The following is a 26,988-nucleotide window of genomic DNA, read 5'->3' on the forward strand; positions in this document are numbered from 1 at the left end:
TCGTAATGCTGGAAATTGCATTAGGTGTTATTTTCTTCACGGTCATCGTGATAGCGCTGGTGTTTTTGATCATCGGCGCGAAAAGTAAGCTGGTGGCCTCTGGCGATGTGGAAATTCTGATCAATAACGAGAAGAAAATCCATGTACCTGTGGGCTCCAAATTGTTGACCGCATTGGCGGACAACCAATTGTTCGTGTCCTCCGCTTGCGGCGGCGGCGGCACTTGTGGTCAATGTAAAGTGAAAGTGCATAGCGGCGGTGGCGACATTCTGCCAACCGAGCAATCGCATATCACCAAACGGGAAGCCGCACATGGTGAACGTCTGGCTTGCCAAGTATCCATTAAGCAAAATATGGATATTGAAGTCGAAGATAGCGTATTCGGTGTTAAAAAATGGGAATGCACCGTTAAGTCCAACGACAACGTCGCAACTTTCATTAAAGAGTTGGTATTGGAATTGCCGGAAGGCGAAGCCATCAATTACCGTGCCGGTGGTTATATACAAATCGAATGTCCGCCACATATTTCAAAATATGCGGAGATGGATGTTGCCGAGGAATACCGGCCCGATTGGGATAAATTCAATCTGTGGCGCTATGTCTCCGATGTAAAAGAGCCAACACTGCGTGCTTACTCAATGGCATCCTATCCTGAAGAAAAAGAAATTATGCTGAACGTCAGGATCGCTACGCCGCCTCCAGGTGCGCCGGATGGCATCCCGCCAGGCATCATGTCGTCCTTTATTTTCAATCTGAAGCCCGGTGATAAAGTCTTCGTATCCGGTCCTTACGGCGAGTTTTTTGCCAAAGAAACTGATGCTGAAATGGTATTTATCGGCGGTGGTGCGGGTATGGCGCCGATGCGTTCGCATATCTTCGATCAATTGCGCAGACTGAAATCCAAGCGTAAAATGACTTTCTGGTATGGCGCACGTAGCAAACGCGAAATGTTCTATGTAGAAGATTTTGATATGCTGGCCAAAGAAAACGACAATTTTGAATGGCATGTAGCCTTGTCGGATGCTTTACCTGAAGATAACTGGAAAGGTTATACCGGCTTCATTCACAACGTGTTGTTTGAAGAATTTATCAAGAAACATCCGAATCCAGAAGATTGTGAATATTACATGTGCGGGCCGCCAATCATGAACTCTTCAGTGATTAACATGCTGCTTGCTAATGGTGTTGATCCTGAAAATATTATGTTGGATGATTTCGGCGGTTAATTTGTATTAATCTGATGCGAAGCATAGGGAGCGATTTTCGGATCGCTCCTTTTTTCGTTTCAGTGATTAGAAAAACAGGAGAAAAAAATGGGTTATTTTCTAGTAACGTTTTTATTTATGTTGATCGTTATTGCCGTCATGGCTGTCGGTGTGCTTTTCGGTAGGAATGCTATCAAGGGGTCTTGCGGCGGCACAGGTAATTGCGTATGCAGCGAGAAATGTGACAAAAGAAAGAAATTTGAAGCTGAGCAAGCTAAAACATTGGAACAACATTAAGACTGCTTGCCTAAAGCAATAAACTAAGCTATTTCGGAGCGATAACTCTTCGAAACGTTAAGTTTATACGTCCTTGAGTCAATTTCTGATCGACAGGAATACTATGCAGCCAGTGGTGTTGAAAATCGGGCTGCATAATCAATAGCATTCCACTAGTCAGTAAAATACTGCCGCTTTCCGCGGTTTTTTTATGCCGAAATGCAAATTGTCGGGTCGCTCCCAGCGTCAATGATGCGATAAAAGGCTGCGGTCCCAACTCCGCTTCGTTATCAGCATGCCAGCCCACATAATCCTCGCCGTTGCGATATAAATTCACTAATACCGAATTAAACGAAAAGTTTAAGAAGTGTTCGATTTTTTGCCTTATATCCGATAGTAATGGCGTCCAGGGCCGAGTTTTTAACAGATTATTGCTGTAGCTATACACTATCTCCGGATCAGCATGCCAGGTTTGCAGGCGGGGTAGAGTAAAGTCCCGGCCGGCAACGCTATAACAATTGTCCGGCCAATTCTGTTCCTGGAGCAAACGGCTATAGATGGCATCGCTTTCGGCTGCGTTGTAAAAATCTTTTATTATTCTTAGCTCCTTATCAGGCGTCATTCGTCGGGCAGCTCCTGCTGCGTTTTAATATGCGACGCTAATGCGCTGTCCATTGTCGTAATGTGCAATAAAAACCATTGTGGCAGACGCTCTTTGACAAATGCGCGGCCAAAGGAAATCAATCCTTTGTCGATCCGGGTTTTAAACTGTTTGAATTCGTCCAAAACCCGTTGATGTTCGCCTTTGTGTTCGGTTTCCGCCGGAAATCCGAATTGCGCCATTAACCGATTTTCCGATTCAAAATGTTCTTGGGTGTGTTGATACAATTGCGCAAACAATCCCGGAAAGTCGGTGTTATTGGCCTTATCCAATTGATTTACCAAATCAATAAATATGCTGTGATCATGATCGATGTGAGTATAACCAACACTCAGGGGAATGGTTTTGTCGAATATTGTCATATAAACACTCGTATGATTTGTAAACTAATGCACTAAGGCATGTTTTATGCCCAGTTATTGCGGGCGATAAAACGGATGGATGATTGGCGATAGCAATTAAAACGCAGGCCAAATTTAATCGGCTATCACCTGATCAACTCTACTAACGATGCGACCATCGGCCATTCTAATATCGAGCAGTTCAAGCTTTGCTAACTGTTTAACCGACTTCACCAGCTGGGAGCTTTCGTGTCGTTGCACGATAGCATAACCGCGTTCCAGCGTTGCCAGTGGGCTGATCGCATGTAAGGTTTGTGCAGTCGCGTGGTGCCGACTTTTCAATGTCGTCAGTTTAATGTGCATGGAACGGCTTAGTCTTTGTTGGAAGTAATCAAGTTGCTGCCGATAGCCTTGAACCGATGTCAACGGCTGCTGGCCGTTCAGACGCTGCGCGTTTAAAGCCAGTCGCTGGCGGCGCTGTTCCAAGCCGGCTTGTGCCGCCCTATTCAAGCGTTGTTCCAATTCGTCCAGACGCTGGGCATTACGTTGTAGTTTTTCGCCCGGATGTTGGGTTTGTAGGGCTTTATTAAGCCAGGTCAAGTGCAACTGCTGCTGCTGCAATTTATCCTGCATCTGCCGAGTTAGTTGGCGCTCGATAGCCGCAAAGCGGTTAAGCCAGGCGGATTGGTCCGGCACTGCACATTCGGCCGCTGCCGATGGTGTCGGTGCGCGCAAATCAGCAACGAAATCGGCGATGCTGAAATCCACTTCGTGGCCTACTGCTGAAATCACCGGAATTCCACTGGCCGCTACCGCCCTGGCCACACTTTCTTCGTTAAAGGCCCACAAATCTTCCAGCGAGCCGCCGCCGCGCGCCAGGATGATGACATCTACCAGAGCTTGCTTATTGGCTGCTGCCAATGCCGCGCTGATCTCGAATTTAGCGCTTTCGCCCTGTACGGCCACCGGATAGATCAGCACCGGAATAGCCGGAAAGCGCCTTTTCAAAACGCTGAGAATGTCATGAATCGCCGCACCACTGGCCGAGGTGATGACGCCGATTTGTTTTGGCAGTTGCGGCAGCGGTTTCTTGCGGTTTTGCTCGAACAAACCTTCGAGTAATAGCTTTTGTTTCAGGCGTTCGTAAGCCAGGCGCAATGCGCCGTCGCCGGCTTCTGCCAACTGTTCCACCACCAATTGATAGTCGCCGCGCGGTTCGTACAAACTGACTTGCGCGGTGGCGACCACCAGATTGCCGTTAGCAGGTTTAAAACGTAGCCGTTGCTGCTGGCCTTTGAACATAGCGCAGCGGATCTGGGCTTGGGCGTCTTTCAACGTAAAGTAGTAATGGCCGGATGAGGGTAGGCTGAGATTGGAAATCTCGCCTTGTACTTGCACGGTTAAGAAATGGCTAGCCAGCAAGCGTTTGGCTTCGCGGTTTAGCTGAGATACGCTGAAAATGTGCTCGGAATTACTCATCGAATGCTTGAGAGTGCAGGGCGAATAGGTTGAAAATCTTATTTTACGGCGGTTTTCAGCAAATAGCAGAGGCATTTACATTGCGGAAGTGTTTCCAGGTAAGCTGCGCTAAAATGCTGCCTCGGTAATGATTTCGGTTTTAGCGAACAAGGAACTACGGATGCATGAACATCAATTGAGTAACTGGCAACATTCGCACGATTTCGCGCGGATCAATCGCAAAGGCGAGCGGCGTACCAAATGGGTGCTGCTTCTGACGTTTGCGACGATGATTGTGGAAATTGTTGCCGGTATGCAGTTTCATTCGATGGCCTTGTTGGCGGACGGATGGCACATGGCCACGCATGTGGTGGCTTTTATGATTGCAATCTTTGCTTATCGTTACAGTCGTATCCACCAGAATGACCAAACCTTCGCATTTAGTCCCGCCAAGGTGGGTGTATTGGGCGGATTTGCCAGTTCGATAGCATTGGCTATGGTCGCCTTGGTGATGATTGCCGACTCGGTACAACGGCTGCTGATGCCGGAAATAATTCGCTTTGACGAGGCGATTTTAGTCGCGCAAGTGGGTTTGCTGATCAACCTGTTGAGCGCGCTATTATTGCGAGACCATCACGACCACCACCATGGGCACGGGCATAATTCTCACCATGACCATGACCATGACCATGACCATGACCATGACCATGACCATGACCATGACCATGACCATGACCATGACCATGAAGAACACGGTCACAAGGATCAAGCTAAGCGCTCCCATCATCACGATCACAACCTAAGGGCGGCCTATCTACACGTAATGGCCGATGCGCTGACATCGGTATTAGCCATCGTCGCCCTGGTCGCCGGCAAATATTACGGCTGGGTTTGGCTAGATACCGTGATGGGTTTTGTTGGCGCGACAGTGATTCTGGTCTGGGCTTACGGCTTAATCAAAGAGACCAGCCCGGTATTGTTGGACCAGACCATGAACCCCAAATACACCCACGCGATACAAACCGCGCTGGAGGAAGACGGCGAATGCCTCGTCAGCGATCTGCATGTTTGGCCTGTTAGTGCCAATCATTATGCGGCAATAGTGGTTTTGGTCGCGCAGCAGCCAAAATCGCCCAGTTATTACAAGAATCTATTGGGCAAATTCGCTCAGCTCGACCACATCACCGTGGAAGTCAATTGTTGTAAGGGCCAGGATTGCGTTGCAGAATAATCGCGTCGTTGCCGATGAATTCGATTCGGCAGTGATAATGCGCCGCCAACCAATGAAAAGTCGGTTGCGAGAAAAAAGCGATGTGGGTCTGATCGTTTTTGTAATGCCATTTGGCAAAGGCCTCGGCATCTATGACCAATTTGGTCATGATGCCCAGCCAACCGCCGGGTTTTAATAATCTAAACAGCGTGTCGAATTCGCGTTTCGGCACGCGAAAATGCTCTACTACCTCGGTACAGACGATAAAATCATAGGTTCTTTGCAGGTGTTCAGGAAAGTTCGCATAGAATGGGTCGTAGACATTTACTCGATGTCCCTGCGCCTTGAACAGTTCTGCAAGCGCAGGTCCCGGGCCGCAACCATAATCAAGTCCAACAGAATTGTTCGGTAATTTTCTGAGCAAAGGCTTTGCCAAGCGGGATAGAAATTCGATGTAGCCCGGATCGTCAATGGTATTTTGATGTAGATCATAAATTGCTTTTTCCTGGCTCAGCGATAAGTGCTGAGAGCAATCAACATATACCAGTAAGCACTGTCGGCACTGAGTGTAATCGCGTTTTGCGTCGCTGTGATAACGATGGATATCGGGGCTGTTACAGAGTGGGCAGAATGGTGCCGGCATAATTAATTTGGGCTTTTGCTTGACGCGTGGGCGATATGCTGTAGAATGCGCCGCTCTCTACTGCGGAGCGGTAGTTCAGTTGGTTAGAATACCGGCCTGTCACGCCGGGGGTCGCGGGTTCGAGCCCCGTCCGCTCCGCCACTTTCTTGTTTTACCCGCGCTTTGATCTCATCGTTTAAGTGGCATTGGTGATGAGTGTCTTGCAACCATTTAGTTTGCGATATTCCTAAACCGTTGCCAGATAATTTTAAACGTCAGCGTCAAGGTCGGATCGTTCTCGGCAACACGCGTATCCAGAATATCCGGCTCCATCCAGCAACCTTCGTCGATTTCATCTGCCGCTAAGCTAAACGGTCCGTTATGCCTGCAACGGTATACCTGAATAAATTCCATGCCCAAGTCGGTGCTAGGCTCCAATTTAAATAAACCCTCCAGGCTTTCGGCAATGACACCCAATTCCTCTCTTAATTCACGCGGCGCGCAACAGGCGTAGCTTTCGCCGGCGTCGACGTGACCGGCCGCCGAGGTATCCCATAAGCCTTTGTTCAGATCTTTTTTCATTGAGCGCTTTTGCAGAAATAACTGGCCGGCATCGTTGAAAACCAGAATATGCACGGCCCGGTGACGCAGTTTTTTGGCGTGAATCACCGATCTGGGCTGTTGGGCAATCACTGCATCGTCGCTATCGACGACATCGAGAAGTTCGTTGTGCATGTAAACTATCGATTCCTGAGGCAAGGTCGTGTATGGTAGCTGTTTTTAGTGCATGTCGCAGAGAACATATGGCAAGAAGAAGCGAACATAGTCAGGAACAAATCAAGGAAATGGTGTTGGTCGCCGCGGAAACTATCGTTATAGAGGACGGCTATAGTGCTCTGACGGTGCGCAAAATCGCGATGGAAATTGGCTATACCGTGGGCAGCATTTATATGGTATTTGCCAATATGAACGATTTGCTTACCCACGTCAAAGGCCGCACACTGGATGAGTTGGCTAAACAATTGCTTCACTGTGAACCGTCCGCCAGCGTCGAGGAAAATATTCTGATCTTGGCGGAAACTTATCTAAATTTTGCCGCCCAGCATTTCAATCGCTGGCGAATGATCTTCGATATCCAGAGTGAGGAGCCTCAGCCTGACTGGTATCTACAAAAGGTGGAGCAGATGTTTGCGATTGTCGAGGTGTTGTTTATCCAGCTTACACCCGGCAGCTCCGCTGAACAAAGCCGCCTGGCAGCCAGAACCTTGTGGAGCGGTGTGCATGGAATCTGTATTTTGTCGCTAACCGCCAAACCGCAAGTCAGCGACATTGAAGCATCCAAGTTAAGCGTAGATTTGTTAGTGCAAACCTTTATTCAAGGCTGGAAGGCGCTTGCTCCACTTCAGGTAAATGCCAAACCACCAGAAAAGTAGCCGCCAGCAGCAGCAAACCCAGACCAATCAGCGCGGTAATCGGTGTGACTTGTTCGGCAGCAGCCAAGGTATAGCCGCCGACGGACAATAACATCGCCACATTCTGGAAAAAATTCTGCATCGCTACCGCGCCGCCACTGCCTATACTTTGTTGCCCAAGGTCCTGGAGCGCCGCGTTGATCGGTACGATAAACATGCCGCCGGCCATACCCATTAAAAACAACACAAAGCGTGCCGGCCAAACCGCCTCAGTAAAACTTAGGGCGATGATGAAGATGCTCATCAAATAGGCCGGGATGCGGGCGCGGCGCAAATGTTCCAACGGAATCAAGCGCGGGACCAGGACCGAACCGACGATGATGCCGATAGCCAAAAACAGTGTCAGATTGGCAATGTCGCTGGCGTTATGCGTCATTAACACCAAGGGCACCCAAGCAATGATGATAACCCGCACGCTAGCCGCGGCCGCCCAAAATAGGGATGCACCCAGCACCGCGAAGCGTGAGCGTGGCATTGCCAGAAATGTTTTAACTTCCAAGTAGAACAGCCTGATTTTCGAGCCGGAAGGTGGGGCTTTGCGTAAGCCTATCGGCAAGAATAAGGTGGTGGCAGCAGAAATCAAAAACAATAATATTGTTACAAGCAAGGCCCAAGTGGTGGAATGATCGGCTAGCTTGGCACCCACCACCATGCCGGTCAAAATGGCCAGAATGGTCGAGCCTTCTATCCAGCTATTGGCTTTCACCAAGCCGTCATGGCCGGCCAGTTCCGGTAAAATCCCGTACTTGGCTGGGCTGTACAACGCAGCGCCGACTCCCACCACACAGTAAGCCAACAGCGGTTCGACTTTAAATAACAACAAGCCGGCACCGCAAGCTTTGATCAGATTGGCGACAATCAACACCCGCGATTTAGCATGGCTGTCGGCAAACCCACCCACCCACGGCGCCAAGATCACGAATGCCACCAGAAACACGCTTTGTAGCGCTGGCACGTACCAACTGACTGGGTGCGCGTCCTGCATCACCATAGCGATGACTGTAAACAATATGGCGTTGTCGGCAAATGCCGAGAGGAATTGCGCGACTAGCAGAGGATAGATGTGTTTGCTCATGGCGTTAAAGGGTAGTTAAGTTAGGCAAGACAGGTTCGGTCCGTGCTCAATCCGACTCGACGTCGCCGCCTTCCAATAGTCGCGCTGCTAAGGCTGTCGCGCCCGGATAATCGGTTTTTCCGGTCGCCAACACCGGTAATTTATCCAGCACAAACACTTTTTTAGGGAGATTGATGGTGGCGACGCCAGGAGAGGCGTCGGCTAATTGTTTGGCGTTGGCATCGCGGCGGGTCGTCAACAGGACGAGTTGTTCGCCTTTTTTCGGATCGGGCAAACTGACCACCACATGCTGAGCTTCTGGCCAGGCGTGGATGGTCAATTGTTCCACCGCGGTCAGCGATACCATTTCTCCGCCGATTTTTGCGAAACGTTTGCTGCGGCCTTGAATGTGGATAAAGCCTTCGTCATCGACATGCACTATGTCGCCGGTATCGTACCAACCTTCGCCAAAAGCGGCGGAGCAGGGCGGTACCAATACGCCGGGATTGTCCGGCAGTAGATAACCTTTCATAATGTTGGGGCCGGCGACATGCAATTTACCGGCGTTCTCAATGCCGGGCACAGCCTCCAATTTATGCAGCATATCGGGCATAAATCGGCCGACGCTGCCGGCTTTGTAATCCATTGGCGTATTCACCGAAGTCACCGGCGAGGTTTCCGTTGCGCCATAGCCCTCCAAGATACGGATACCGAATTTATCCAGCCAAGTGGTGTGCGTGCTTTCCTGCAATTTTTCCGCACCGGCTACCACGTAACGCAAGGAGTAAAAATCGTAAGGATGGGCTTTTTTGGCATATGCCGCTAAAAAGGTATTGGTGCCGAACATGATGGTCGCGCCTACCTCGTATGCCATCTCCGGAATCACCGCATAATGCAGCGGCGACGGGTAAAAAAAGCTGGTCATGCCGTTCAATATTGGCATCATCGTGCCGACTGTAAAGCCGAAGGAATGAAACATCGGCAGAAAATTCAGCACTACATCGCCTGGTCCGAAATCGATACGCGCTCTGATTTGTTTATGATTGGCCAGGATATTGGCATGCGACAACACCACACCTTTCGGTAATCCTTCCGAACCTGAAGTAAACAATACCACTGCCGCATCGTCGGCATCGTAGTCCTGGCTTTTGTACCAAAACCTTGCGGTTTTAGCCTGTAGCAAGCCGATGATTTTGTCGAAGCTTGTCAGTGATGTCGCCAAGTCTTCCAAGTAAATCAGTTTGACGTGTTGTGCCAGCGTTGCGGCTTCGTCTCCGAGTTTCGCTAACTCAATGAATTTGCGAGAAGTCAGTACAAGTTTGATCTGCCCTGTGTGGCAGGCGGCTGCCATGCCGGCGGCGCCGATTGAATAATTCAGCATCGCCGGTACCCGCTGATAAATTTGTAAGCCCAACACCACGTTCAATGTCTTACAACTATTGGGCAGTAACACGCCGACATTCTCGCCGGTTTGCGTGATGGCTTTGATTAATTTACCTACGATGATGCTGCGAGTGATCAAAGCGTCGTAGCTTAGTGGCTTGCGCTCCAGATCTTCCGCAACAGTGTAGCGTCCGCCATGCAGTGCCCGCGCTTCCAATAAGGCCGCAAAGATGGTTTGTTGGTAATGACTGGTGGCAAACATCATTTCGGTCATGATGTCGGCAAGGATGTGGCCGCTATGCTTGCGGCGGGCTTTACCGGTCACATCGCCGTGAGTCTCGATCAAGGTTGGCGGCTGAATATGAATGGTGATACGCGGAAACCAGTGTTGACGCACGCTGCCCAGCTTGGAAAAGCGGCTGTATTCAGCACCTTCGATGCGAATCGGCAACAAGGTTGCACCGGATTTATCGGCGACCATGCCGGTGCCGTCATAGATTTTCATCAAGGAGCCGGTCACGGTGATGCGGCCTTCCGGAAAAATCACGGTTTTGGTATCGCTTTGCAAATGGTGAATTAACGCCTTTAAAGACAAGGGATGCGTTGGATCCATCGGAAACACTTTGGATAAACGCAAAAATGGCTTTAGCCACCAGCGTTCGGAGATTTGGGTATTGATCGCAAAGGTGATGTCGTCCGGCAAAAACACGCCCAGCAGCAAAGGATCGAGAAATGAAGTGTGGTTGGCGACGATCAACACGCGGTTGCCGGCTTTAGCGTAATTTTCCAGCCCGTGGACCTTCACTCGATAGACTAGCGTCAATAGCCAGCGTAAAACAGTTTTTAACATGGTATTCCTCCCGTAAGCGCATATTAGCAGACAGATTGCGATTTGCCGGAAGGCACTATAACTACAAATTAAACTTCGTTCAATTATTTTGTTTTTGGAGAAGACACAAACAAAAAAGCCATCCCAATCGAGATGGCTTTTTCCATAACAACCAACGTTTTCGCAGATTCGTGACGTTACTTCAATCGATACTAAACGTTCCCTCAGGGTCTATGCCAAAAGCATTTTTCGGTTTTTGTTTTGAACACCAAACAACGCTAATAAAGCAGGTGCGAATAAAAACACGGAGGCTGGCAAAGGTACTGCGGCTGGAGCTACAGTTACTCTGACATTCCCACCTTGCGCAGTTGCTCCTTGCGGAGTACCGTCGAAAGTATAGAACCCAGACGCACTGCTAAAGCTGATTAAGTAGGCGGCGTTTATTGGGCTAACAGTTAAGGCTTTGAATTTTACTGTACCCAGTAAAGTAGGCCCGGTGACATTCAAACCTGCGGTTGCCGGACTGTCGAAAGCAATTGCTTCGGCAAAATGGATTGAATTAGGGGCAATGCTGTTAGCAAAGTTAGCGTCGGTATCCGCACCAAATATGGTGTTGGAAGTCAGGGACTGGGCCGCCAAATTATCGCTGTTATAGGTCAACCAAAGATCGAACCCGCCTAGGTCCGCGAAACTGTCGACATAGATATTGGCGTCGAAAAATGAGCCAACACTTGTTGTGTAAACATTAGAATTGTTTGGAAATTTAATGTTCACAGTGTTCGCTTCCGCACTATGGAACATACCGGCGATTGCCAGCGTAATCAGTTTAATCAATACATTTTTGTTCATATGAATTCCGTCGATTTGTCATGCCGGGAGCGATTCCCCCGGCACCGTGTAAAAAAGAGGCTAAGTAATTTAAGGCGTCGGTGTAACTAAAGCGCATTTTGCCAAAGTGCATAGCGTCGCGGCTTTTCTGTAATCGGCAATATTAACCCTTAAGTCGCCGTTCATATCGGACGGATCGCCCGCGCTTACAACTTGACCGTATTTAGCTTTGATGGTGTTCAAATCAATCAAGTCTATGTCGTTATCGCGATCGGTATCGCCTGGGCCTGTTACTTTTACGGTGTAGGCTTTTGAAGCGGCAGCGCCATCGGTATCACTTGCGGATACTGTAAAGCTAAACACGCCAACTTTTGACGGCACACCGGATAACAAGCCGGTGTCCGAATCGATTGCCAACCCGTTTGGTAACGCACCTGTAGTAACGTTTACAACGTAGGGTGTATTACCGCCGTTAGCGACAGGCCGTTGTGGAAATAGCTCATTGACACTGCCGTTTTGCAACGCATCGACCATGCTGAACGGTGTGGCAGCCAAAAACTCTGTCATTTGCGCGCCCAGATATTCACCGACGACGGCTACCGTGCTGCAATCAAAACTTTGAGTTTCGCCAAAGGCGTTTGTTACGTCCACGACGTCTAAGCCGGAGACGCCGTCTGCACCAACTGCGTCACACATGGCTTCGCCTTTTTCACCGTCTATCGAGGCAGCGGGACCCGCATAGGCATAAAACTCATAACGGCGGGTAATGACTTTGTCACCATTTTCGCCCATATCCTCGGCTTTGCCGGTTAACTCAGTCTTCTTGCTGCTGGCGCCGTTTCGTGTTTGTAATAAATGCCATTCCGACTCAACTTCGTCAGGTTCGCCGTTGGTCCAGTCAGGGAGGTTGTCGCCATCATGGTCATCACTAATCAGATCGCCCAAGACCAAAGGCCGGGTTTTATGTGTTTTGGTTTTGATGACCTTAACCCAGCTAGGTTCGCCAAATTCTTTAACCACGGGTTGCGGAACGACGGGGGCGGGAATAGTCGCAACGACTTGCGCAGGAATGCCGACAATTGGGGGAGTAAAATCAAAAACGGGTGTGCTGATAAGTAGCGATGGACCGACAACGACTTTGCCGCTGGCGTCTTTGACTAGCCAGTTGTATTTAACAGCACTGTAGGGATTGGCGTTTCCATACGCAAAATGCACACCAAAATGCTCGCAACCAACGTTTTGAGCCAAGTTATAGCAAGAGGGGGCGCTATTAGGCGGTAAAAAATTAGTGAAGCCAGTTTGAAAGCCGCTGGCTACCGGTTGTTCATAACGAACAAACGTTTTTGGATGCGCCGGGTCAGTAAGGTCTTCACGTATTTTTCCGTAACCATAGTGATTACCTGGGTAAGTGCTGATGACGTCTTTGCTGTGACAATCGTCTAATTCTATTTCGATACCGTATACGATTTCGCCGGTGCGGTTCATCGCATCAAAATTGCCTAAAGAGCCCCTGATGTTGCTCGCCTCGGCGGCAGAGCCAAGCGCTAGCAATGGCAGTAAGAGTGTCATCTTTTTCATTGAGTGTTCCTTGTAGGTTGGTGGTGTTTAAACTGACCTCAACTAGCAATGAGACTTAGCGGCTGACGAATCGATTACTTCACGATTTTGGTAGGCCGACCTAAAGCCCAACTGGAGTAAAAATCTAAAAAGTCTTGCCGCAAGGCACTTAGTGAGTCACCTGAATCGGGAGTTCATCTCAAAATCTAGGCAACTAAAGTCGCGTGATTTATAACAATCCAAAATGAATTTAAAATTAAAATTAAAATTGTGTTAAATCTCACATTTCTATTGTCATTTGATTGATTTCTTTCCGGTTAGCATAGCTTTGATTAAGTGTTCGTTATGCGCTCTACCAGAAACAAAGACGCCCACTACGTGTAAGGCAATTAGGACCAGCATAAAATTGGTCGCACCCTCATGAATTTCCTCCCAAAATTCTTCATCTTGGCTTTCCGTTTCTGCTTTTCCATCATCTTCGTCGTCTTCATCCGCATGGGCAGCGCTAATTAAAGATAATGTCGGGGGATTGGCAGCCAAAGGGCCTCGGCCTTCTTCTATCGCATATACTTTTAAGCCGCTGACAGTCACAACCAGCAGCGTTGAGAGCAATGCCATGACCATCCAGCCGCCCAAAGGATTGTGGCCGACATAATGTTTCGCGGAGCCTGCGCGCAGTTCGCGAATATAGCGGTAAACAGTTCCGGGAGAACGGACAAAATCGCTAAAGCGGGCATGGTGGCTGCCGATGATTCCCCACAGAATGCGGAAGATAATCAGACCCAAAACCGTGTAGCCGGCGTAAACATGCCAAGCGTTTTCTTCCTCGCTGGTGAAATAGGCCACAGTAAAAGCAATGACCAGCGACCAGTGAAAAATACGGATAAAAATGTCCCAGACCGCTACGGTGTGTTGGTTATTCATGTGGTTTACCTCGGCATGCTTAGTTGCGGATGTAGCTAGTGTAGGAAACCGAGATAAATCCAATCTTAAAAGTTCGGGGTTAAAATACGCTTCTCCGAGTAACTCTTTGAAACCAAGTTTTTTTATGACTCAACTATGCGACTATTGCTGGTAGAAGACGATCCAGGCCTGTCCCGATCTTTAAAAGCTGATCTGGAAAGAGCCGGGTTTGCGGTCGATTTGGCCATGGATGGCGAGAGCGGCGAGTTTTTGGGGATGACTGAATCCTACGATATCGTCATCCTGGATTTAGGTTTGCCGAAAATGCCCGGACTAGAAGTACTGCGACGTTGGCGGCAAGCGGGCAATCATGTGCCCGTCATTGTGCTGACGGCCAGGGACGCTTGGCATGAAAAAGTCGACGGCTTCAAAGTGGGCGCCGACGACTATTTAGGCAAACCGTTTCATATCGAGGAGTTACAGGCCCGCATCCAGGCCCTGTTAAAGCGCATGCACGGGATGATGCAGGCGCAACTGTGTGGTTGCGGCGTGGCCTTGGATGAAGACAGGCAAACGGTCAGCGTTGATGGTGCTGAGCATGTTGAGCTGACGGCAATCGAATTTCGTTTGCTGCGCTATTTCATGCTGCATCCCGGCAAGCTGCTGACCAAAACCCATTTACTTGAGCACGTCTACGAATGCGATGGCGACCCCGCCAGCAACGTTATCGAAGTGTATATCAATCGGTTACGGCGTAAATTGGGTAAGGATTTGATCGCTACCCGGCGTGGGCAAGGCTACATCTTTGGTGACAAGCCGTGATCTCATTACGCCAGCGTCTTAACCGCGGCCTGATCATTATCCTGAGTATGGTGTTTGCGGGACACTGGTTGGCAGCAGATTGGGTGATTCGCTCCGTGGCGGAAAAACAAATGCTGACCCGCTTGCAGCACGATGGCGATTCGTTGCTGGATACCTTGACGCTTAACGCGGAAGGACAACTGATCTTCGATAGCTCGCATGCCGGCACGGTTTACGGCCAAGCCTATTCGGGTCATTACTTTGTGATCCTGGTGGCTGGAAAAGCCTATTTTTCAAAATCGCTGCAAGACGACGTTTTGCCTTTTGTTACTGAGCCGGCCAATACCGCCAGGCAATTCCATTTTCCTGATGGACCGCATCACCAACCTTTACTGGTTTTGAGTCGAGGTTTCGAGCGGTTTGGTCATGCAATCACCATTAGCATCGCCGAGGATTTAAGCGATATTGGCCATGATATAGACCACATTCGGCTCGCCTATCTGGTGCTGACCGCCATGGTGCTGTTGACGGCAATTGCCTTGCAAAGTAACGATGTGTACAGATCGCTGAAACCGTTGCAGGCGGCGCGCGACGAATTGGCGGAAATCGCCTATGGCCACCAGTCACAGATCCAGGCCAGGGTGCCGGCGGAGATCAAACCTTTGGTTGCGGAAGTTAATCGCTTGTTGGTGTTGGTTGAGAGGCGCTTGCATCAGTCCCGCACCGCGATTGGCAATTTGGCGCATGCGCTGAAAACGCCGTTGGCGATGCTGTTTCGTCTCGCTGAAAATTCGCAACTGGATGCCCATCCCGAGCTGCGTAATCTGCTGCAACAGCAAACTCAAGCGATCCATGAACGCATCGAGCGAGAATTAAAACGCGCCCGCATCTCCGGTAATATGCAAACCGCCAGCATGTTTAATCCGCAGCAAGAACTCACTGCCTTAGTCATGCTGTTGCAAAATGTGTATGCGGAGAAAAATTTAGCGATCGAACTCAATGCCCCCGATCAACTAATTAATTTTGATCGGGAAGACATGTTGGAGCTGACCGGTAATTTGCTGGATAACGCCTGCAAATGGGCTGACAAGCAGGTCATAGTATCGGTTGAACATGGCGCCGGCATTACTATCAGTGTCGAAGACGACGGTCCGGGTTGTTCAGCGCAGGAAATGCAGCAACTCAGTAAGCGCGGTTTAAGGCTGGACGAAGCGGTACAAGGACATGGGCTAGGCTTGGCGATTGCGCGCGACATTGCCGTATTTTATGGCGGCACCCTGGAGATCATGCGTTCCGCGCAACTGGGCGGTTTGCGAGTAACAGTGCAATTCCCCAGGTGGATAGCCGCAGCATCGGTATAATTCCCCCTTCTTTTGCATTTACCGTTTGATTGCTTATGACCACCGTTAACACCGAAAAACTTTCCAGCGCCCGTTTTGCCGAAGCCACCGATGCGTTTGTCGAAGAATTTACCGCTTCAGTCAATTTTGACCGGCGCATGGCCCGGCAAGATATTCAAGGCTCGTTGGCGCATGCGGCCATGCTGTGCAAAATAGGTATTCTGACCGAGCAGGAACTCGCCGACATTCGCAGCGGATTGATGCAAATCGGCGGTGAAATCGAACGCGGCGAGTTCGTCTGGTCAATCAAGCAGGAAGATGTGCACATGAACATCGAAGCGCGCTTGACTGATTTGATCGGGATTGCCGGCAAAAAACTGCATACCGGCCGTTCGCGTAATGACCAGGTAGCGACTGATATTCGCTTATATTTACGTAGCGAAATCGAAACGATATTGACGCAGTTGCAACGCCTGCAAATCGCTTTGTTGGATGTGGCGGAACGCGAGGCCGACACCATCATGCCCGGCTTTACCCACCTGCAAGTCGCGCAGCCCGTGACATTCGGCCATCATCTGATGGCGTGGTTCGAGATGCTGTGCCGTGACAAAGAACGTCTGCAAGATTGCTGTAAACGCCTGAATGTGATGCCCTTGGGCGCCGCAGCATTGGCTGGCACCAGCTATCCTATTGATCGCTTCATGACCGCCGAATTGTTGGGATTTTCTCGGCCGTCGAATAACTCTTTGGATTCGGTCAGCGACCGCGATTTTGCGATTGAGTTTGCCGCGGCCGCTAGTTTAATCATGATGCATTTGTCGAGATTCTCGGAAGAACTGGTGCTGTGGGCCAGTGCGCAATTCAATTTTATCGACATTCCGGATGCGTTTTGCACCGGCTCATCAATCATGCCGCAAAAGAAAAACCCTGACGTACCGGAACTGGTGCGCGGCAAATCCGGCCGGGTTACGGGGCATTTGGTGTCCTTGTTGATGCTGATGAAAAGCCAGCCCTTGGCTTACAACAAAGACAATCAGGAAGACAAAGAACCCTTGTTCGATACCGCCGACACCTTAATCAATTGTCTCCGGGCCTTTGCCGACATGATGCCGCGCATTCAAGCCAAACGCGAAAACATGTACAACGCCGCAAAAAGAGGCTTCGCCACGGCTACCGACTTGGCTGATTATTTGGTCCGCAAAGGTATGCCTTTTCGCGACGCCCACGAAGTCGTAGGTCAAGCTGTGCGCTTAGGACTGCAAACAGAGCGGGATCTATCGGAATTAACTCTCGCAGAGTTGCAGGGCTTTTCCGGCACCATTACAGCCGACGTTTTCGATATTCTAAAATTGGAAGGCTCGGTCGCTGCCCGCAATCATATCGGCGGCACGGCGCCAGCCGCCGTTCGTCAGGCAATATGTGAAGCAAGACAACAAATACCCCACTAAATCCTGGAATTTGGCATTTTAACTGCTACCCTTCGAGCATCGTTTGATTCGGAGGGTGGCATGCCCCAATATTTTTCCCGACTGCTTGCTGGACCATCGCTGGATGCAATCCCGCAAGAAACCGACTTTTGGCACGACCGGGAGCTTAGTTTGTTTAGCTGCCCCAGCGCCGATGCTGATTACGCATTGACCGCATTAGTTTTTAAAATTAGTAGAAACCCGAAAGATCTACTGGCGCATCTACGCAGGATTTATTTTTGTTACGACCGGCGCCTGTCCGAGCAACTCTACGCGGCCTTGTTGGATTTAATGATTATTTTGGATGGGAAGGGCGCTTCGATCAGTCGCCGTATGATACAAGCTAGCCAGTCGCGGCTGCTTGTCCAGCAATGTCAGGATTTGCTTAAAACTGACGGGCAGACGCCGCCAGCTAATCGATATTCTTTGTTCAGCAAAGGTCTGTTGGCTAGCCGCGAACTGGTAAAGTCCAGACAGCAAACAGAAGCCCAACATGATTATTTGGCCTTAGCCAACGATTTTATCGAATACAGTCAGCTGGAGCAGGCCATGGATGTGCTGGAAACGGGCATCAACCTGCAGCATGATCGTCCGGATTTGCAACTGGCTTTGTTAGAGCTGTATAAGTCTACAAAAAACCGGGAGCGCTTTCAGCTCAATCGGCAGCGATTTAGCGACTCCGGCGTGGTGCTGGAGGGTGAATGGCTGGAATTGGCAAACTATTTTGAAGGACAGGCATCATGAGCAAGTCGAACAAAACGCCATTTCGAATCGCTCTGCATGGCATGGATAGCCGCACCTATAAAACCATGGAAATGTATCTGAAGGGGCCTTGTCGGGGGGCTGCCGTCGTGGTCGAGGATGCCGAAGCCAGCATTGATATGATCGACGCGGATCACCCCAAAGCCCGGGATATTCTGGATGCCAGAAAAGCCGCCGCACCGGGCCGACCGATCATCTTATTGTCCTTACAAAATCTGCAACTGGATAATACTTATTTCATCAAGAAGCCGGTGAATGTCCAGCAAATAATGGCGGTGCTGGACAAAATTAAGGCGGTTGCCGAGGCTCGCAAAGCCGCTGCTGAGCGTACGAAGATTGCGCAAGCACCTGCAAAGATACCTGATGAGCCCAAACCGCCCATGGACGATAAGCCGAAAAAAATGGCTATGGATGTCTATGTCAATAAGGCTAAGGCGCCAAAAACAGGTGATGCCGCTGAGCACCACAAAGCCAGCAAACATCATTCGGCGATGCAGTTGAACGAAGGCGGCTTCACAGCGTTTTTGGGAACACTGAGCGATATCGATTTTGACGACGAGGTGCAGCTGTTAACAGCCTGTTACGATCCGCGCCAGTATTTTTTGGGCTACGTGATGTCGGCATATAAAACGGCCAATTTGCAGTCGCGTGTTTTACAACTTTGTTCGATTTGGAAACCTTTGACGATTTTTCCGGAAAGCCAGGAAGTCTGGATAGATGCCGACGATAAACAAACCCGCGCATTTGCTGGAATGCCATTGGGTAAAGGCTCCGTCGGCAAAATGATTTTGACGGCAGTCGATTCCACAACCGCCATTCAGCGCGCCGAAGACAAGTTTCAAGATATGGGGGCTTTTGTCTGGAAATTGGCAATCTGGACATCCAAAGGACGTTTCCCGATAGGCCTGGATATTCAAGGGCCGGTCTACTTAGAAAGATGGCCGAATTTCACCAGGCTGGTCATCACGCCCGATGCTTTGCGCATTGCCGCATTGTTGGTTCAGGCACCGAGAACGCCGTTGGAAGTTGCCGGTCTGTTACATGTCAAACCGCAGTATGTGTTTGTGTTTATTAGCGCCTGCCAGACGATAGGCATATTAAAACAGAGCGAACGTCAGGCCGATGCGGTGATTGCCGTAGAACCCACCAAGAAACCCAAGAATGAGGGTTTATTAAGCAAAATTCTCAATAAATTGCGCGGCGCTTAGCAAACGATAAGGAATCTCGATGAGTCAATACAAAATTATTTTCACGGGCCCGGTAGGCGCCGGCAAAACGACTGCAATCAATGCCATTAGCGATGTGCCTCCGATTAAAACTGATGCGGCTGCCAGCGATATGACAAAAAACCGTAAAGCATCCACTACGGTGGCGATGGACTACGGTGTAATGAATTTGGCGGGCGGCGAAAAAATTCACTTGTACGGTACTCCCGGCCAGGAACGGTTTGATTTTATGTGGGATATTTTGACTAACGGCGGCATCGGCTTAATTTTATTGCTAGACAATACCCGCGCAGACCCTTTTCAGGATATGCGTTTTTTTCTGGATGCGTTCGGTAAGTTTATCGACGACACCAGCGTGGCGATTGGGGTGACCCAAATGGATTTAAGCAGCACACCCTCAATAGAAGACTACCATGCGCAACTGCAAGGCTTTGGCTTGAAACCGCCGGTTTTTTCGGTGGATGCGCGGGAAAAGAATGATGTCTCTTTGTTGGTGCAAGCTCTTTTGTATTCCCTGGATCCTGGTTTGGCGGGGTAATCACCATGGAAAGATTTGATCTGATTAACGGGCTGTATCTCTATCCTACTCCCGCTGGTGCTTACTACGCTGTCTCGTCACCGGAAAACGATAAACCCCGGCGGTTTTTAATCCGCTTGCTGCAACAGGAGCAGACACCGGCACTGACTATCGCGCAGTTGCAAACATTGATGGAAATCGATGACGAGGACAAAGCCTTGCAATTGCTGCTGTACTGCCAAAAGCTAGGTTGGGTGCAAGGCGTAGACACGCCTTTACAGGCACCACAGGCTGCGCTTGAGACGATATTGCCGGATTTATTGGGAACGATTTCCGAGAGCGGTAAAGTGCTATTGGCAGATGACCAAGGGTTTTATCTGGCGTGCAGCGGTTTTCCGCATGAGGTCGCCGAAGAATTGTCCGCGCTCAGCGCGGAACTGGCAACCGTGCATAAACGCCGTTCCGGATTACTGATTAACAATATGGGCATTTCCAGCCATGCCTGGGCCCTTGTCGATCCGTTCGGTAACAGTCAAATCGGCTTTTGGCCGATGTTCGTCGGTAAGCACCGTTTCGTGTTGGCGATCAGCGGCGTACCGCATTTTAACCAAGCGGAGTTTGTAACCTTGGCCTGGGCTTTAATCACCCGTTATTTAACCAAAGCTGCTGATGCTTCCAATTAAACGTATCGCATATCACCCATTAGTTAATAGGAATTAGATTATGAAAGCAGACATGCTGACGTCGGTTTTAAACGAGCTGAACGGTACTTCGGCGGATATAGAAGCCTCCGGTGTGATTTCCACCGACGGTCTGATGATGGCTTCGGTGTTGCCAGCCGGTATGGACGAGGATCGAGTGGGCGCTATGAGTGCGGCGATGTTGTCATTGGGTGATAGAACGGCCCAAGAATTAAATCGCGGTAATTTGGAACAGGTGTTGATCAAAGGTGCCAGGGGCTATGTGCTAATGACCTATGCCGGTAATGAAGCCGTGCTTACCGTACTCGCCAAACCCAACGCCAAGCTCGGACTCATCTTTCTTGATGTGAAGCGTGCGGCAGAGAGTATTTCCGAAATGCTGTAAACCCTAACCGGCAACCCGGAGTAAATCATGATCGTTGATATGACGCCCGAAGACATCATTGGCGAGTACCAGGAAGCAACACTTACCTATTGCGATGGTCAATCCAGAAAAGTGCTGTACACCGAGCTTGAAACGCCGTATCCCGACGGCAAGTTAATTGTTTCCACCACGACGCCGGATGGCATCATCAGCCACGTCAATCGCGCATTTGTGGAAATGTCGGGCTATACCGAAGCGGAGTTAATCGGCGCGCCGCATTGTATTCTCAGGCATCCGGACATGCCGTCCGCCGCGTTTAAAGACTTATGGGATACGGTGCAGCGCGGTGAAAAATGGCAAGGCTTCGTGAAAAACTTGCGTAAGGACGGCGGTTATTATTGGGTAAAAGCCACGGTAATTCCGAATGTGCGCGGCGGCAAGGTGGTTGGCTATACCTCGGTGCGCCGCAAACCCTCGCGCAGTAAAGTCGATGAATGCATCGCACTGTATCCGACACTTAGTTAATTGGGGAGCATCATGTCTTACATGTTTACAGTCAGCCCGGATTTTGCCCCAGACCACCTGTCGGGTTGGTATATCTTCAACACTTGGTTGCAAAAGCAGAGCGCCGAGGCCATCCATTTGGAAATGTACAATCACTATCAAGATCTGCATCAGGCCATCGCAGCCGATAAGATCGATTTGATTTACGCCAATCCCTTCGATGCCGCGATGCTGGTCAGAGAGAAAGGTTTTCTGCCGCTGGTACGCGCCCAGGGAGAATCCGACGAAGCGATCATCGCCGTTAACGCCAACAGTAATATCAACGATGTGGCCGACTTAAAACCGAATACTCGGGTGGCATTCACCGACGATCCGGATGTGCGCCTGATGGGGATGATCATGTTGGAGCCCGCCGATTTGCACGCCGGGAATATCGCCCCGCTGTTATCGGACAATCATGTTTTGGTGGCCAAACACCTGCTGAAAGGCGAGGCGGATGTCGGCATCATTTTGGCCGAGGCATATGACAACCTGTCCGGTGTGATAAAAAAACAGCTGCGGATTTTGGTGCGTAGCCAAATAAGCGTCATCTACCATTCTTTGATGATAGGTCCGAGATTGCAGAATCGCCGCGCCGACTTCCAAAAGATATTGCTGGAGATGGATAAGGATGAAAAAGGCGGTGGGGTGCTGAATGCCTTAGGCTTTAACGCATGGCAACGGATCGAGGACGAGGAAATGGAGTTCATGATCGATTTGATGGACACCTTGAACACCTGATTCCATCGTGATGCATCAGTCAACCATAATCGATTTTCTGCGACACGGCGAAGCCCGTGGCGGTTCGTATTATCGCGGAGTCACAGACGATCCGCTGACCGAACGCGGTTGGCGGCAGATGTATAGCCAATGCGGGGCAGGGCAGTGGGACGTGGTGATCAGTTCGCCACTACGCCGTTGCCGTTCCTTTGCCGCCGCCTGGTGCGAACAACAGCAACAGGATCTGGTGATTGAACCGGCATGGCGTGAAATTGATTTCGGCGCTTGGGAGGGCCAAACCGCTGAGCAAATTTCCAGTCGCTGGCCCGACGCACTGGCGGCATTTTATAAAGACCCCGTCAATTTCACCCCGCCCAATGCGGAAAGCTACCAAACATTCGCTGCCCGCGTCAGGGAGGGCTGGGAGAATTTATTGGCTGGGCAGGCCGGACGCCGCGTACTGGTAGTAACCCATGCCGGTGTGATCAGAGCAGTATTCGCGGATGCCTTCAAGCTGCCGGTTACCCAAAGTTTTCATATCGATTTGCCGCACGCCTGTTTAACCCGTTTTACCAGTTTCGATGATGGTAACGGGCGCTTCATCCAGCTTAATTTTCATAAGCCGGTTTGATTCCTCTATACTGGCCTTACACTTGATTTAGGCGCGGCCGTTTTGACCAATCGATTCCTACCCATCCATTTAGGCGCGCCGGGCGAAGAGATCAGCAAAAAAGATCTCTATGCGGTTGCCCAACGATTCAAGCACTTCAATCAGTTGCGTTTGCAACACGTACAAAGTTTTCTACAGCCGCGCCAGCAGGATTTCTTGAAGCTGCTGCCTTTACTGTTTCATCAAAACCATCCCTTGTTGCCGGGTTTCGTGTCGCTGGAAGGTCCGGCCGGTATTCCCGATTACACGCCCAACAAGCAGACCACCGATGTTGCCAAGCAGTTTTCCAAAGGCTTTGTCTACAAGCGCAAGGCCTTAAGACACTATCCTATCCAGGCAATTTTTTTGATGGGTAGCGTCGGGAGTATGGCGTTTTCGAAAAACAGCGATATTGATATTTGGCTTTGCCATTCAGCCACTTTAGCGCCAGATGAATTAAACGAATTGCGGCAAAAAACCCAGGAAGTGGAAAAATGGGCGGCGACCTTAAAAATTGAGACGCATTTTTTTCTGGTCGATGCCGCGCAGTTTTTGCGCGGCGAAAATACGCCGATCTCTAAAGAAAGTAGCGGGGAAACCCAACATTATCTGTTGTTGGAAGAGTTTTACCGCACCTCGATTTACATCGCCGGGCGGATACCGGTCTGGTGGTTGGTACCTCCGCAACAGGAAAAATACTACAAGCAATATGTTGGGCATTTGCTGGAGAACCGCTTTATTTCGGAAACCGACGTCGTCGATTTCGGCGGCCTAGAAGATATGCCGATGGCGGAATTTGTCAGCGCGACGCTTTGGCATATATACAAGTCTTTGACATCCCCGCATAAGTCCTTGTTGAAGCTGCTGCTGATGGAAAGTTATGCCAGCGAATTTCCCGACCCGCAGTGGCTGTGTCTGTCATTGAAACAGGCGGTGTATCAAGGCGATTTCAGTGTCGAAAGCCTGGATCCTTATCTGCTGATGTATCGCAAAGTGGATGCCTATCTGCGCCAGGCTCAGTCCAAACGCCGCTTGAATCTGATTCGGGAATGTTTTTACATGAAGATCATGGCTGCGTCCGAAAACCTCACTGAAAACAGAGTGCGCTTGCAGCGTGAAGATTATCTGCATAGCGTGGCAAGTCAATGGGAATGGCCGGAGGATTTGCTGGATAATTTGGCTAGCCAAAAATTTTGGGACATTAAGAAAGCCAGTGTCGAGCATGTGGTGATTCGCGATCAACTGCAACAATGCCTGCGGATGATTTTAAAGTTTTCCGGTTTGCCATTGGACCAGGCGCAGCGGGAAAACAGAGACTTGAAATTGATCGGCCGGAAATTGCGCGCAAGCCTGGATTTACGCCCCGACAAAATCGAAGTGCTCACCACCAGAACCACTGTCCATGCCAAACCGGATCTGCTGGTGGTGGTCGAAGTTCTTACTGACGACGCGCCGCCGCGCTGGTGTTTATACGATGACCGAGCGGCGTCGCAGAAAGCCTCTCTGGAAAGCGCGGTTAAATCCGGCGAGAGCTTGCTCGAAGTTTTATGCTGGGCCGTGGTAAACGGCTTGTATAAAAAATCGCTCAATCTGCAACTGGTTACACCCAGTCTTAAAATCGCTAACAATGATTTGTATCAACTGTTTAATGAGTTAAACGCGTTTCTAAGCCGCTATTTGCCTGGTAAGGAGAGCGATCTGGAGGTTTATGGAGAGCCGAATCGCGTTTCGTCGTCCTTGTTAGTGATAAATCTCGGCGAAAGTTTGGCTATCGACGCCAACAATCAACAATTGGTGATGAGCGAACGCTCAGACCCCTTGAGTTATGGTGACAGCCGTCAGTGTTTCATCCAGAGCATCCAGCGCCTATCCGTATCCAGTTGGGGTGAGGCCAGTTTGCAGCGCTACATAGGCATAGAGGGGATTTTTAACTGCCTGGTCGATGTGTTCAACAACAGCGCCGCGCCCTTGTCTGCCGATAAACTCCAAGCGCTATGTTACAACCCGGTACGCGGCAGAAGCATAATATTGCGCATCGAAGCCTTGTTCGGCAATTTGCTCAAGTTTTTTGCATCCGCTCGGGACGGCTTGCAGCGCTATATCGTGGCTGCGGAGACCGGTTATGGCTTGTTCCAACTAAGAAATGGCAGCCTGAGCTATTACCGGCTGGACACCCAAAATCAACTGCTGCATGAACTAGCCAAACCGAATCCGCAATTTTCTGCAGTATTTTTTGATGCCTACGTACTGGATCAAACCTATATTCCGTTTTTATATACGCAGAATTTGGCTGATGTGATTCAGGTTTTTTACCATGCAACCAGCAAACATGTGGGTGTTTATGTGCTTGATGAAAAAGGCGCGCTGTTTGTCCATCAGCATAGCAATGCCAATCCTGAGCATGTCATCACGCACTATTCCGTGTTTTTAGGCACTTTGCTGGCGCGTGCGCAATTGCCGGATGGTTTGAGTGTCAAATTTTACGAAATCCAGCGCAATTCAGCGGGGGTGCTGTCTTGCCAAGTCGTGCCGGTCAATCTAGGCGCCAGTGTGATGGATCTGAGAGTCCGGATAGCGACCGAGGAAGACGGTACTATTGCCATTTATTGTAACGAACAAAAGTTTTCCGTCGCCAACGCCGACAGCTTCAAACCGATCCGCGCTCACATACTGGGCTATCGGAAAAATAGCGACGACTATCCGTTTCACATCACTGAAATAGATGTACCTTGTCGTCTGTTGGGCACAGACCGAAACGAGCAGTTACAAGCCGCCCATTTCCTAAACTACAAGCAAAAAATAGAAGACAAACTAAATATTTAATATTTCCGGGTCGCAGCCGATATTTAGCTCACACCAGTCGAGCTATGGGGGTTGCCATGATTATCCAGAATTCCGCCGTCCACCTGCAAAGTCAACATCAAGCGCAACAGATCAGCAAACGCAACGAATCGCTGCGGATCTGGATCGATAAGCCGGAAGATACCGCCGATACAGTGCGAAAGACTCGTCCCGAAACGGCGCGCAACGCCATTCAAGATACCCTTGATCTCAGCCAGTCGGCGCAAACTTCGGCAACCGCAGCGCAAACCGTGGATACCAATAGGGCGCTCAGTTCCAAAGATAATCTGCTGTTGCAAATCATTAGACGCATGGTAAAGGAGATTACCGGCCGCGACTTTGAGTTATTCGCACCGGATGATCTCAAGGGGCAAGCCGACTCTGTGACCATTCAGGCTCCACAGCAAGCACCGGCAACATCGGCCCCGGAGCGCGAAGGGTATGGACTGGTCTACCAAAAATCCGAGTCTTATTTCGAAAGCGAAACGACTAATTTCAGCGCCGAAGGTAATATCACCACCCGAGATGGGCAAACCCTGAGTTTTTCAGTGTCAATGTCGATGAGCCGCAGCTTTTATACCGAATCCAATCTCAGTATCCGCGCTGGCGACGCCGCGAAAACCGACCCTTTGGTCATCAATTTCGACGGCAATGCCGCAGAGCTAAGCGGTAGCCGATTTCAATTTGATATCGATGCCGATGGGCGTTTGGATCAAATAGCCGGTTTGAAAGCCGGCAGCGGTCTGCTGGCATTGGACAAAAACCAGGATGGCCTAATTAACGACGGTTCGGAATTGTTCGGTCCGCGCAGCGGCAACGGCTTTGCCGACTTAGCGGCTTATGACGACGATAACAATCAGTTTATCGACGCCGGCGATGCGGTCTACAAACAACTGCGAATCTGGCAACGGCATGATGACGGGTCACAGCAATTATTGGCGCTGGGCGATAAAAATGTCGGCGCGATTTACTTAGGTCATTTGACGACGCCGTTTCAATTAAAAGACACCGCCAATCAAGCGCTGGGTGAAATTGCCAGTAGCGGTATCTATTTAACCGAACAAGGCCAAGCCGGCAGCGTGCAGCAACTTAATTTCCTGGCTTGAAACAAAGCTTCCCCATAATTTTCCTACGGCCGAGTCGGGGCATTTTTTCCGGCTTGGCTGAGCATGGATACCTACGCATCTCACGCCTGCCTCATCATCAGTCTGAATTCGATAATTGAGCTAGACTTGCCCACATTGCAAAACAATATCGAA

27 protein-coding genes and 1 tRNA gene are annotated in these 26,988 nt (G+C 49.9%); 18 read left to right on the forward strand and 10 right to left on the reverse strand.

Features of this window, described 5'->3' with window-relative positions; genetic code table 11:
- The first annotated feature begins 5 nt into the window (after positions 1–5).
- Positions 6–1,226 carry an NADH:ubiquinone reductase (Na(+)-transporting) subunit F gene (gene nqrF, locus EBB_RS18665; protein ID WP_192395268.1) on the forward strand — a complete coding sequence of 407 codons (1,221 nt, stop codon included), beginning with the start codon at positions 6–8 and terminating at the stop codon, positions 1,224–1,226.
- A gap of 87 nt (positions 1,227–1,313) precedes the next feature.
- Positions 1,314–1,502 carry a (Na+)-NQR maturation NqrM gene (gene nqrM / locus EBB_RS18670; RefSeq protein WP_033159346.1) on the forward strand — a complete coding sequence of 63 codons (189 nt, stop codon included), beginning with the start codon at positions 1,314–1,316 and terminating at the stop codon, positions 1,500–1,502.
- A gap of 28 nt (positions 1,503–1,530) precedes the next feature.
- Here the strand turns inward: nqrM and EBB_RS18675 are convergent, their stop codons facing one another.
- From EBB_RS18675 to xseA, 3 genes are all read right to left on the reverse strand, one after another.
- On the reverse strand, positions 1,531–2,103 hold the full coding sequence (locus EBB_RS18675) for an alpha-ketoglutarate-dependent dioxygenase AlkB family protein (protein WP_192395269.1): 573 nt from the start codon (positions 2,101–2,103) through the stop codon (positions 1,531–1,533).
- Positions 2,100–2,504, reverse strand: a complete 405-nt coding sequence (locus tag EBB_RS18680) for a bacteriohemerythrin (RefSeq protein ID WP_192395270.1) — start codon at positions 2,502–2,504, stop codon at positions 2,100–2,102. Before EBB_RS18680 ends, EBB_RS18675 begins: the two co-directional genes overlap by 4 nt.
- A gap of 114 nt (positions 2,505–2,618) precedes the next feature.
- Positions 2,619–3,962 carry an exodeoxyribonuclease VII large subunit gene (gene xseA / locus EBB_RS18685; RefSeq protein ID WP_192395271.1) on the reverse strand — a complete coding sequence of 448 codons (1,344 nt, stop codon included), beginning with the start codon at positions 3,960–3,962 and terminating at the stop codon, positions 2,619–2,621.
- Positions 3,963–4,122: 160 nt separating this feature from the next.
- Between xseA and EBB_RS18690 the strand changes: the two genes are divergently transcribed.
- Positions 4,123–5,172 carry a cation diffusion facilitator family transporter gene (locus EBB_RS18690; protein WP_192395272.1) on the forward strand — a complete coding sequence of 350 codons (1,050 nt, stop codon included), beginning with the start codon at positions 4,123–4,125 and terminating at the stop codon, positions 5,170–5,172.
- Here the strand turns inward: EBB_RS18690 and EBB_RS18695 are convergent.
- On the reverse strand, positions 5,135–5,794 hold the full coding sequence (locus EBB_RS18695; RefSeq protein ID WP_192395273.1) for a class I SAM-dependent methyltransferase: 660 nt from the start codon (positions 5,792–5,794) through the stop codon (positions 5,135–5,137). The genes EBB_RS18690 and EBB_RS18695 overlap by 38 nt on opposite strands.
- A 64-nt stretch (positions 5,795–5,858) precedes the next feature.
- On the opposite strand from EBB_RS18695, the gene EBB_RS18700 reads away from it, so the two are divergent.
- Positions 5,859–5,935, forward strand: a tRNA-Asp gene (locus tag EBB_RS18700).
- Positions 5,936–6,004: 69 nt separating this feature from the next.
- Here EBB_RS18700 and EBB_RS18705 read toward each other — a convergent pair.
- Positions 6,005–6,508 (reverse strand): NUDIX hydrolase, encoded by a 504-nt coding sequence (locus tag EBB_RS18705; RefSeq protein ID WP_192395274.1) that lies wholly within the window; start codon positions 6,506–6,508, stop codon positions 6,005–6,007.
- Positions 6,509–6,576: 68 nt separating this feature from the next.
- On the opposite strand from EBB_RS18705, the gene EBB_RS18710 reads away from it, so the two are divergent.
- Complete coding sequence (locus EBB_RS18710; RefSeq protein WP_192395275.1) at positions 6,577–7,206, forward strand: TetR/AcrR family transcriptional regulator; 630 nt, start codon at positions 6,577–6,579, stop codon at positions 7,204–7,206.
- Here EBB_RS18710 and lplT read toward each other — a convergent pair.
- The 5 genes from lplT to EBB_RS18735 all read right to left on the reverse strand — a co-directional run bounded on the left by lplT (position 7,145) and on the right by EBB_RS18735 (position 13,820).
- Positions 7,145–8,320, reverse strand: a complete 1,176-nt coding sequence (lplT, locus tag EBB_RS18715; RefSeq protein ID WP_192395276.1) for a lysophospholipid transporter LplT — start codon at positions 8,318–8,320, stop codon at positions 7,145–7,147. The two genes, EBB_RS18710 and lplT, sit on opposite strands and share 62 nt — an antisense overlap.
- A 46-nt stretch (positions 8,321–8,366) precedes the next feature.
- Positions 8,367–10,532, reverse strand: coding sequence for an AMP-binding protein (locus tag EBB_RS18720; protein ID WP_192395277.1), 2,166 nt, complete (start codon positions 10,530–10,532; stop codon positions 8,367–8,369).
- Between the two features lie 210 nt (positions 10,533–10,742).
- Entirely contained in the window at positions 10,743–11,360 is a 618-nt protein-coding gene (locus EBB_RS18725; RefSeq protein WP_192395278.1) for a hypothetical protein, read from the reverse strand.
- A 69-nt stretch (positions 11,361–11,429) separates the two neighbouring features.
- Complete coding sequence (locus EBB_RS18730; RefSeq protein WP_192395279.1) at positions 11,430–12,917, reverse strand: Ig domain-containing protein; 1,488 nt, start codon at positions 12,915–12,917, stop codon at positions 11,430–11,432.
- Positions 12,918–13,190: 273 nt separating this feature from the next.
- A complete protein-coding gene (locus tag EBB_RS18735; RefSeq protein WP_192395280.1) occupies positions 13,191–13,820 on the reverse strand; it encodes a cytochrome b/b6 domain-containing protein in 630 nt (209 codons plus the stop codon).
- A 135-nt stretch (positions 13,821–13,955) separates the two neighbouring features.
- On the opposite strand from EBB_RS18735, the gene EBB_RS18740 reads away from it, so the two are divergent.
- The 13 genes from EBB_RS18740 to EBB_RS18800 are packed head-to-tail and all read left to right on the forward strand — an operon-like array spanning position 13,956 to position 26,835.
- Positions 13,956–14,621, forward strand: a complete 666-nt coding sequence (locus EBB_RS18740) for a response regulator transcription factor (protein WP_192395281.1) — start codon at positions 13,956–13,958, stop codon at positions 14,619–14,621.
- Positions 14,618–15,961, forward strand: coding sequence for an ATP-binding protein (locus EBB_RS18745; protein ID WP_192395282.1), 1,344 nt, complete (start codon positions 14,618–14,620; stop codon positions 15,959–15,961). The genes EBB_RS18740 and EBB_RS18745 overlap by 4 nt, the downstream gene beginning before the upstream one ends.
- A 35-nt stretch (positions 15,962–15,996) precedes the next feature.
- A complete protein-coding gene (gene argH / locus EBB_RS18750; protein ID WP_192395283.1) occupies positions 15,997–17,388 on the forward strand; it encodes an argininosuccinate lyase in 1,392 nt (463 codons plus the stop codon).
- A 60-nt stretch (positions 17,389–17,448) separates the two neighbouring features.
- Positions 17,449–18,150: a type IV pilus assembly protein FimV gene (locus EBB_RS18755; protein WP_192395284.1), complete on the forward strand. Its 702-nt coding sequence runs from the start codon at positions 17,449–17,451 to the stop codon at positions 18,148–18,150.
- Complete coding sequence (locus tag EBB_RS18760; RefSeq protein ID WP_192395285.1) at positions 18,147–19,376, forward strand: hypothetical protein; 1,230 nt, start codon at positions 18,147–18,149, stop codon at positions 19,374–19,376. Before EBB_RS18755 ends, EBB_RS18760 begins: the two co-directional genes overlap by 4 nt.
- Positions 19,377–19,395: 19 nt before the next feature.
- A complete protein-coding gene (locus EBB_RS18765) occupies positions 19,396–19,932 on the forward strand; it encodes a GTP-binding protein (protein ID WP_192395286.1) in 537 nt (178 codons plus the stop codon).
- 5 nt (positions 19,933–19,937) lie between these two features.
- Entirely contained in the window at positions 19,938–20,594 is a 657-nt protein-coding gene (locus tag EBB_RS18770; RefSeq protein ID WP_192395287.1) for a hypothetical protein, read from the forward strand.
- Between the two features lie 40 nt (positions 20,595–20,634).
- A complete protein-coding gene (locus tag EBB_RS18775; protein WP_101052602.1) occupies positions 20,635–20,997 on the forward strand; it encodes a roadblock/LC7 domain-containing protein in 363 nt (120 codons plus the stop codon).
- 27 nt (positions 20,998–21,024) lie between these two features.
- Positions 21,025–21,501 carry a PAS domain-containing protein gene (locus EBB_RS18780; protein ID WP_192395288.1) on the forward strand — a complete coding sequence of 159 codons (477 nt, stop codon included), beginning with the start codon at positions 21,025–21,027 and terminating at the stop codon, positions 21,499–21,501.
- A gap of 12 nt (positions 21,502–21,513) precedes the next feature.
- On the forward strand, positions 21,514–22,260 hold the full coding sequence (locus EBB_RS18785; RefSeq protein ID WP_192395289.1) for a phosphate/phosphite/phosphonate ABC transporter substrate-binding protein: 747 nt from the start codon (positions 21,514–21,516) through the stop codon (positions 22,258–22,260).
- A gap of 10 nt (positions 22,261–22,270) precedes the next feature.
- Positions 22,271–22,870 (forward strand): histidine phosphatase family protein, encoded by a 600-nt coding sequence (locus tag EBB_RS18790; protein WP_192396398.1) that lies wholly within the window; start codon positions 22,271–22,273, stop codon positions 22,868–22,870.
- 42 nt (positions 22,871–22,912) lie between these two features.
- Positions 22,913–25,711, forward strand: a complete 2,799-nt coding sequence (locus EBB_RS18795) for a class I adenylate cyclase (protein WP_192395290.1) — start codon at positions 22,913–22,915, stop codon at positions 25,709–25,711.
- Positions 25,712–25,767: 56 nt separating this feature from the next.
- The gene (locus tag EBB_RS18800; protein ID WP_225587597.1) at positions 25,768–26,835 is read left to right on the forward strand and encodes an SPM autocatalytic domain-containing protein; all 1,068 of its coding nucleotides are present in this window, start codon (positions 25,768–25,770) and stop codon (positions 26,833–26,835) included.
- Positions 26,836–26,988: the final 153 nt, after the last annotated feature.

The sequence above is a fragment of the Methylomonas fluvii genome (genome assembly GCF_014850975.1).
Taxonomy (GTDB): domain Bacteria; phylum Pseudomonadota; class Gammaproteobacteria; order Methylococcales; family Methylomonadaceae; genus Methylomonas; species Methylomonas fluvii.